Annotated in this window: 8 protein-coding genes and 1 riboswitch; of the genes, 1 reads left to right on the top strand and 7 read right to left on the bottom strand. The window is 50.7% G+C overall.

Annotated features, from left to right (window positions below; genetic code table 11):
• The 5 genes from QVO97_RS06335 to QVO97_RS06315 all read right to left on the bottom strand — a co-directional run.
• Positions 1-389: dihydrodipicolinate synthase family protein (locus tag QVO97_RS06335; RefSeq protein WP_288189164.1), on the bottom strand; the 389-nt coding region annotated here is incomplete at its 3' end.
• 152 nt (positions 390-541) lie between these two features.
• Positions 542-714, bottom strand: a riboswitch (Lysine riboswitch).
• Positions 715-743: 29 nt separating this feature from the next.
• Positions 744-1,262, bottom strand: coding sequence for a cob(I)yrinic acid a,c-diamide adenosyltransferase (locus tag QVO97_RS06330; protein WP_022359533.1), 519 nt, complete (start codon positions 1,260-1,262; stop codon positions 744-746).
• A gap of 245 nt (positions 1,263-1,507) precedes the next feature.
• The gene (locus QVO97_RS06325) at positions 1,508-2,137 is read right to left on the bottom strand and encodes a single-stranded DNA-binding protein (protein WP_022359532.1); all 630 of its coding nucleotides are present in this window, start codon (positions 2,135-2,137) and stop codon (positions 1,508-1,510) included.
• 292 nt (positions 2,138-2,429) lie between these two features.
• Positions 2,430-4,268 carry a translational GTPase TypA gene (gene typA / locus QVO97_RS06320; protein ID WP_022359531.1) on the bottom strand — a complete coding sequence of 613 codons (1,839 nt, stop codon included), beginning with the start codon at positions 4,266-4,268 and terminating at the stop codon, positions 2,430-2,432.
• A gap of 165 nt (positions 4,269-4,433) precedes the next feature.
• Positions 4,434-5,096 carry a YigZ family protein gene (locus tag QVO97_RS06315; RefSeq protein WP_367950223.1) on the bottom strand — a complete coding sequence of 221 codons (663 nt, stop codon included), beginning with the start codon at positions 5,094-5,096 and terminating at the stop codon, positions 4,434-4,436.
• A 324-nt stretch (positions 5,097-5,420) separates the two neighbouring features.
• On the opposite strand from QVO97_RS06315, the gene QVO97_RS06310 reads away from it, so the two are divergent.
• Entirely contained in the window at positions 5,421-8,132 is a 2,712-nt protein-coding gene (locus tag QVO97_RS06310; protein ID WP_022359529.1) for a transglycosylase domain-containing protein, read from the top strand.
• A gap of 306 nt (positions 8,133-8,438) precedes the next feature.
• Here QVO97_RS06310 and QVO97_RS06305 read toward each other — a convergent pair whose 3' ends face one another.
• Both QVO97_RS06305 and QVO97_RS06300 read right to left on the bottom strand, forming a co-directional pair.
• Positions 8,439-8,795 (bottom strand): SpoVA/SpoVAEb family sporulation membrane protein, encoded by a 357-nt coding sequence (locus QVO97_RS06305; protein WP_022359528.1) that lies wholly within the window; start codon positions 8,793-8,795, stop codon positions 8,439-8,441.
• 37 nt (positions 8,796-8,832) lie between these two features.
• A partial coding sequence (locus QVO97_RS06300) for a hypothetical protein (RefSeq protein WP_288189175.1) occupies positions 8,833-8,941 on the bottom strand: 109 nt, incomplete at its 5' end.

The raw sequence follows: 8,941 nt of genomic DNA, 5'->3' as shown, positions 1-8,941 counted from the left end.
AGATCAACTGCCTTTGCGACCTCTGAGAAATGAACCTTTAAACCCTTCTGGGTTGATTTATTGTAATACGGGGATACGAGCAGAAGTCCGTCTGCGCCTGCCTTTTTCGCTTCGGTAGACAGATATACCGCTGTCTCTGTGCAGTTGGAACCGGTTCCTGCTACAACCGGGATTCTCTTATTTACGACCTGGCATACGAAACGGATCACCTCGATGTGCTCCTCATGGCTTAATGTAGCCGCCTCGCCGGTCGTACCGCAGGCGATAATACAGTCTGTGCCGCCAGCGATCTGTTCTTCTACGATCTGCTCCAGTTTCTCATAATTTACGCTTCCATCCTCATGAAATGGCGTTACCAGCGCTACGCCTGCTCCTTCAAAAATAGACATTTTGTTTCCTCCTTATTCTTTTGCACGATGGCTGAGTTTCTATTCCAGAGTCCGTTTCTGTCCCTGCTTCAAACGAATGTTTGTTTGCAGCCTGTCGGTCCTGAGCGTACAAAAAGCTGGCACGACGGCCAGCTCTATGAATTCAAATCCAAACTCCCAGTAGCTCCCCATCTGTCGATGACAGTTACAGAATTCTTCATCCTGCACCCAGGAACTGCAGATACAGGCGCCGCAGCCCTTCGGCGTATCATCCTTTCAGCTGTCTTCTCCTGCACCTGCCGCATCCGACCGCTTACTGATAATCAACGCAACCTCTACTTGTTTTTTCTATCTTAGCATTACTTTGAATACTTGTCAACCGTTCATGCACGCATGATCGTTTGACGGCTTCAGGCATTCCAGGCGCGTCACCTCGTCTGCATGCTCCTCTGCCCCAGCCGGGCATACTTTTCCGGTCAGAATCAGATCAACATTCTCCTCGCGCGCTGCCAGCAGTGTTTCCAGAGCATCGTCTCCGACCAGTTTCTGATCTAACACCCCAAGAAATTCATCCAGAATCAGCATATCGCATTCGCCGGTACAGAGTACTTTTTTTGCAAAATTATACCCGTTCTGAATATTGCAGAGCTCTTCCTTTTTGCCTTCTTCAGAGAGATTTTCATAATACTCATTCTGTTTTTCAAATCGGAATACTTTAAATGCCGGCTCCAGCTGTTTTAACCCATCTGCTGTCTCATGGCTCAGCACTCCCTTTAAGAATTGTATCATAATTACCTTCCGGCCGTGCATGGCTGCACTGACACCACGTCCCAGTGCCATCGCTGTTTTTCCCATCCCGGTGCCGAAGATGATATGAACTTTCCCCTTTTTCATTTCCCTCTCCTCTTTCTGTGCCTCCCGCTGCGCTGGCGCACAGACTGTCTTTCCTGATGTCTTTTTACACACAGGCCTGTGTGTTTTATTTCTATCCATCCAATGATCGTTTTACGAATTCTGTAAACTGCCTTATTCTAGCATATTTTATCTGTTTTGGCAAGCTATGGCAAAACCAGCTATTTATCATGTCCTATAGATTGCATAACCGGCTTCAAACTTTGCTGTAACATCCTAAACCTATCCTATTCTTCCACGCACTCCAGCTTGCTGACCGACACCTCGTATGCCACACGTTTCTCGCACTCTGTCTCGCTCAGCTTCTTCGTATATTCACGGCTCTGCACGCGCCCCCACACGCACACGTGGCTTCCCACGCCAAATCCGGACGCATAGCGGGCATTTCTGCCCCACGCAATACACGGTATGTAATCGGATTTTCCATACGGACGGTTGACCGCCAGCAGCATATCGGCAATCTCGCGTCCCAGCGGTGTTTTCCGGTAGATCGGCTCCTTGCAGATATAGCCTTCCAGAAAAATCTGGTTGGTTTTGGTGTAATCCGTAAATTCTTCCAGGAAATGAATCTCACGGACAAACACAGACAGCACCAGACGGTTTTTCGCGCCCTCATGACGGTTGTAGGAACGGAACTGACCGATCGCCTCCATCGTCATTCCGCGGTAGTCTTTCGATACATCCAGAAGCCGTTCTGAAATCATGAGTGGAATCACGTCCACCTGATCGCTCAGACGGCTGACTGCCAGGTCTGCGATATAAAATCCTTCCCCGAATACTTCGTGGCTGAATGTAAATTCCGATACGACCTCACCAATCACGCTAACCTTGTTGTTTTCAATCATTTTTTCCGACATAGTATCTCTCTCCTCTTCTTTTTTGCAGTTTTTCACGGCAGGTTCTTGGAGTCCTGCTTCTTACTGTATATATGTATGATGGGAATGACCGTTTTAGAAGAAGAAGTGAGGGGGAAATTTCGACAGGGTGGGGGACATGAATCGACAGAGGGAATGGGATCGGCAGAGGGACTGAAACGGCGGGCGCGTCGTTTCCTGGATATCTCTCGCTTGAATATACGAAAAGGAGCTCTCGCTTGAATATACGAAAGGGAGCAGCTGGCTTGCGCGGCTGCTCCCACTTTACGATTATTTAGCTATTTTTACGGCTGATCATCGCTCTCTTTCTCAGAGTCGGATCAAGAATCTTTTTACGGATTCGTAAGCTGGTCGGGGTGATCTCGAGAAGTTCATCGGTATCGATGTAGTCAAGGCACTGCTCCAGGCTCATGATTTTCGGCGGAACAAGGCGAAGGGCTTCATCGGCGCTGGAAGAACGGGTGTTGGTCAGCTTTTTGGTTTTGCAGACGTTTAACTCGATGTCTTCCGGTTTTGCGCTCTGTCCGACAATCATGCCGGAGTAAACTTTAACGCCCGGTCCGATGAACAGGGTTCCGCGCTCCTGGGCATTGAACAGACCGTAGGTGATGGACTCGCCTGCCTCAAATGCAATCAGGGATCCCTGTTTGCGGTAACTTAATTCGCCCTTGAACGGTGCATAGCCGTCAAAGCTGGTGTTTAAGATACCATTTCCCTTTGTATCGGTCATGAACTCGCCGCGGTAGCCGATGAGACCTCTGGACGGAATCGAGAACTCCAGTCTTGTGTATCCGCTGCCGATCGGGCTCATGCCCTGCAGCTCGCCTTTACGGCTGGTCAGCTTCTGGATAACAGCACCGGTAAAGTCATCCGGTACGTCGACGTAAGCGATCTCCATCGGCTCTAATTTGCGGTTTCTCTCGTCATATTTGTAGAGTACCTCCGCCTTGCTGACTGCGAACTCAAAGCCCTCGCGGCGCATATTCTCAATCAGGACGGACAGATGCAGCTCGCCACGGCCAGATACCTTGAAGCAGTCAGCGGAGTCTGTCTCCTCTACACGCAGGCTGACATCGGTATTCAGCTCCCGCATCAGACGCTCGCGGATGTGGCGGGAAGTGATGAATTTACCTTCCTGACCTGCCAGCGGGCTGTCGTTTACCATGAAATCCATGGAAATGGTCGGCTCAGAAATCTTCTGGAACGGAATTGCCTCCGGTTTCTCCGGTGAACACAGGGTATCACCGATGTGGATATCTGCGATACCGGAAATCGCTACGATCGAACCGATCTTTGCCTCCTGTACTTCTACTTTATTCAGACCCTCAAACTCATAGAGCTTACCGATCTTAACTTTGCGGAACTTGTCCGGCTCATGATGGTTGACGATGACGCAGTCCTGATTTACTTTCAGGTAACCGTTGTCGATCTTACCAACGCCGATACGTCCTACATACTCGTTGTAATCAATCGTACTGATCAGAACCTGTGTCTCTGCATCCGGGTCTCCCTCCGGTGCCGGGATGTAATCCAGAATGGTCTGGAACAGCGGCTGCATATCCACATTCGGATCGTCCAGGTTCTTCTTCGCATATCCAGAACGTGCAGATGCATACAAGAACGGGCAGTCAAGCTGCTCGTCGGATGCATCCAGATCCATCAGAAGTTCGAGAACCTCGTCCACAACCTCCTCCGGACGTGCTTCCGGACGGTCAATCTTATTGATACATACGATAACCGGCAGATCCAGTTCCAGTGCTTTACGCAGAACGAATTTGGTCTGCGGCATCGCGCCCTCGTATGCGTCTACCAGAAGGATAACGCCGTTTACCATCTTAAGAACACGCTCTACCTCGCCGCCGAAGTCCGCATGTCCTGGTGTATCGATAATGTTGATCTTGGTGCCGTTGTAATTAACAGCCGTATTCTTGGACAGAATCGTGATACCTCTCTCACGCTCAATATCGTTAGAGTCCATGACACGATCGACTACTTCCTGATTGGCACGGAATACACCGCTCTGGCGAAGCAGCTGGTCTACCAGCGTCGTTTTACCGTGGTCAACGTGAGCGATAATTGCAACGTTTCTGACATCTTCCCGTTTCATTTTCATATCTGCTTACTCTCTTTTCTTATGATGATTCATTACATGTACTAATTAATAATTATTTTCTGTCACAGACAGGCATCCTGCCGTTTCGTCTTTGGCAAAGGATCCGCCCACAAAATAATACAGCTTGTTATTTTAGCATTTTTTTATCCATTATTCAATCTTTTTTTACAATAAAATGATTTTTCCGTCATCCATGCCAAAATAAACTTCATCCAGTTTTTCGATCTGGCATCTTCCATTTGTGCCCTCTATGAGCTTCTTCTCCGCTGCTCCCGCCTGGTCAAACGGCACCAGGATCGTCAGATCCACGCCCTCGCCGTACTCGCTGTCCAGAATCGGCAGCTCTGCTTCTGCCAAAATGTACTGTACCTTTCCAAGCCCGCTGTAGTCTGTCCCGACCTTCCATTTGCGAGCCAGGCATTTTTCCAGAACCACACAGTTTTTAAGACCTTCCTGGACCGCGCCGCCGTATGCCCGCACCAGTCCGCCGGTTCCTAAAAGTGTCCCGCCAAAGTACCGGGTCACAACCGCACAGACGTTGTGAAGCTCGCGTCCCAGCAGTACATCCAGCATCGGGCGTCCCGCCGTCTGCGCCGGTTCGCCGTCGTCGCTGCAGCGCGCCACCTCGTTATTTTCTCCGATCGTAAATGCCGAACAATGATGTCTCGCATCCCAATATTTCTTCTTGACTTCCGCAATAAATGCCGTCGCCTCTTCTTCCGATTCCACCGGGCGGATCTCCGCGATAAAGCGGGACTTCTTCTCCACAATCTCGCCCTCGCCGCCCTGATAGACGATTTTATAGCGCTCTTTCATCTTTTCCTCCATCTATGAACTACGCATCCTTAAAACGGTTGTTTTTTCACTTCTTTAACCACAGTAACAACCCTTAGTTACTGTTCACGCATACGTGCCCAGTAACGGAATTTGCCGTGGCTTCGCATTTAAATACGGCAAATTCCTGCTGCCACCACGTTTTCTTACGGCACTTTCAGTTCCAAAAGTGCTTACCCGTGAACAACCCTTATCTTTTATGATACCGTAAAAAAAACTTCATGACAATAGTATTTATTTATCCCATGAATTTTGATATAATTGGAAATACTGTATTTATTAATAGAACGAACCACTACGAACCCAAAGGAGGTTCTCATGAATTACGGTGTAAAAGCAACCAAGAAACGGATCCGGGCAGTCACTTCCCGGAAGAAGAAATACGCCAACCGGCTGTTTCTGACCTTCTTCAAGACTGCCTTTGTTCTTGTTCTGTTTCTCTGCGTGACAGGTGTCAGCACCTTTATCGGCATGTTTAAAGGCATTCTGGACAGTTCGCCGGACTTCAACCCGGACAGCTTCACTCCAAGCGGATATTTTTCTACTATATATAATAGCGCCGGGGAAGTGACCGACACGCTGGTTGGTTCCAACTCGAACCGAATTGAAGCATCCTACGAGGATTTTCCTCAGGATCTGATCGACGCATTCGTCTCCATCGAGGACTCGCGTTTCTGGCAGCACAGCGGTATCGATCTGCGCTCCATTTCACGCGCCGTGGTCGGTGTCCTGACAAATAATTATAAAGGCGGCGCCAGCACCCTGACCCAGCAGCTCATCAAAAATACCGTCTTCAACGGCGGTATGGAGACCAGCAAAGGTTCCAAAATCGAACGAAAAATCCAGGAACAATATCTGGCGCTGCAGCTGACAAAAAACGTCGATCGGAAGGTCATTTTAACGAACTATTTAAATACGATCAACCTCGGCAGCAATACGCTGGGCGTGAAAGCAGCGGCGCTGCGCTATTTTAATAAGAACGTCTCCGATCTGACTCTTTCTGAGTGCGCGGTCATCGCCGGTATCACACAGAATCCGTCAAAGCTGAATCCGATCAGCGGCGCGGAGGCAAATGCCGCCCGGCGCAAGGTCATTTTGCAGGCAATGTATGAGCAGGGCTATATCACAAAAGAAGAACAGGAGGAAGCACTGGCGGACGACGTCTACGCCCGTATCCAGAATGTCGACACGGCGCTCAAGGAAAATGAGACACCGTACTCCTATTACACGGACGAGCTGATCAGCCAGGTCACCGAAGCGCTCAAAGAGCAGCTCGGCTATACTGACACGCAGGCGTCCAATCTTCTGTTCAGCGGCGGACTGCAGATTTACACCCCGCAGGATCCGCAGATTCAGGCGATCGTCGATGAGGAAGTCAACAATCCTGCCAACTACGACGCGGCTCGCTATTCGGTTGAATACCGCCTTTCCCTGACCCATCCAGACGGGGAAACGCAGCATTATTCACAGGAAACTCTGAAAACATGGATCCAGCAGGTCAAGGGACAAAGCGGTTTTGACGGGCTGTTTAATTCCGAGGAAGAGGCGCAGACGGCGATCGATGAGTACCGCACCGCCCTCACGCAGGACGGAAGCACCGTTCTCGGTGAATCAGTTACCATGATTTTAGAGCCGCAGACCTCGTTCGTCCTGATCGAACAGTCCACCGGCTATGTCAAGGCAATCAACGGCGGACGCGGACAGAAGACGGCAAACCGCACCTTAAACCGTGCGACCGACTCCCTGCGGCAGCCAGGATCGACCTTCAAGGTCATTTCCTCCTTTGCCCCGGCATTGGATGTCTGCGGCGCGACCCTATCAACTGTTTACTATGACGGACCATACTCTTCCGGTGAAAAAGAGTTCCGAAACTGGTGGGGCAGCGATTACAAGGGCTATCACACGATCCGCGACGGCATTACCTATTCCATGAACATCGTCGCCCTGCGCTGCATGGCGGACACGGTAACGCCGCAGCTTGGTGTCGAATATGCCGAACGGCTGGGAATCACTTCCCTCGTAAGCCAGGATCAGACTCTTTCGACAGCACTCGGCGGTCTGACAAAGGGCGTCAGCAACCTGGAACTGACAAATGCATTTGCGGCGATCGCCAACGGCGGCACCTACACGAATCCTGTCTTCTTTACTAAGATTCTGGATCGCAACGGAAAGATACTGATCGACAATGAACCGGAGACGCGGCAGGCGCTCAAAGACTCTACCGCCTATCTTTTAACCAGCGCGATGCAGGATGTTATGCAGAGCAATACAATGTATACGCGTTCCGGTTCCGGGGTTAAATCGACCGGTACGACAGCGGCGATTCCCAATATGAGCTGCGCCGGAAAGAGCGGTACAACCACCAGCAACGTCGACGTCTGGTTTGTAGGCTTTACGCCGTACTACACTGCCGGTATCTGGGGCGGGTGCGACAATAACCAGCCATTAAAAGGCGGCACCGTTTCAAACGGCGGTACCAGTTACCACAAACGCATCTGGCGAAATATCATGACACGTGTCCATGAGAGCTTAAGCGACCCCGGATTTACGGTTCCGGACAGCATTGAAACTGCTGAAGTATGCCGCAAATCCGGCAAGCTTCCGGTTTCCGGCGTCTGCAGCAGTGACCCGCGCGGAACGGCCGTCTACACTGAATATTTCGCGAAGGGCACGGTTCCGACCGAGACCTGCGATCACCACACCCGCGTGACGATCTGCTCCGCCTCCGGCGGCATCTCGACTGCCTTCTGCCCGACGAACCAGCAGATTTCCAAGACAGTTATGGTCGTTCCGGAAGACGGCGGAGAAACGGACGATTCCCGCTTCTCCATGCCGGGCGAGTGCAAGATTCACAATGGTTCGTCCACGATCATCCATCCTTCTGAGAGCGCCGATTTCTCAGCTCCGGGCTACAGCCCCGATTCAGATAATCTATCGGCTCCGATCCACTCTGCGGTTCCACGCCCGATGGCGGGAAGTGGACGGAATGGAAATAATATTCCGATTGTCCCGGCGAATCCGGAGCATTAACAGCAAAATATTCAAGAATGCCTCGGCATTCTTGCTGCGAGATGCGCGTCATGCAAAGCATGACATACTTCTTTTGCGCATCTCTGCAATCCTGCCGGAGGCTATATCAGATGGGGGATTGGCTCCCACCACTGATACTAATTTGCTCCTCGCCACCTGAAGAGGTGGGAGTCATCTCACATCTGATATATCTGCAAAAAGCTGCTGTAAAAAGTGACATTCATATGCCTCTTTTACAGCAGCTTTTTATTTCCTCAACTGATTTTCTTTTGCCTTGCTTTCTTTTACTTTTCTTTCGTCTTCTCTCTAATCCTTCATCTTGGGTTTGCAAATCAGCGACGACAGATAGCCGAAGATCAACGCCCCGGAAATCCCCGCCGCTCCCGCCGTGAATCCGCCGGTGAACAGCCCCAGAACCCCATCCTTGTCAATTCCATCCCGCACGCCCTTCCAAAGCGTATTCCCAAACCCCAGCAGCGGCACTGTTGCCCCGGAACCCGCCCATTTGGCATACGGTTCGTACAAGCCGATCGCACCGAGAATCGAGCCACATACCACCAAAAGTACCATGATCCGCCCCGGCATGAGTTTCGTTTTATCCATCAGAATCTGCACGGCGGCACAGAGGAGTCCGCCGGTCACAAATGCTTTGATATAGTCCATTTTTTGCTCCCTCTCTAAAGTTTCTTGCAAATACCTATCATTCACCGAACGATTCTTTTCCCTCAAGCACCACTCCATGGGCAATCCCCGGCACATTCTGCCCCTCATTAAAGCTGATCTGGGACAGCAGCGCCCCGGTCGGCACA

It is taken from the genome of Clostridium sp. CAG:43 (genome assembly GCF_000434655.1).
In the GTDB taxonomy this organism is placed as follows: domain Bacteria; phylum Bacillota; class Clostridia; order Lachnospirales; family Lachnospiraceae; genus Otoolea; species Otoolea fessa.
Note: the sequence above shows the minus strand (reverse complement) of the source record. Positions and strands in the feature narration are given on the sequence as shown.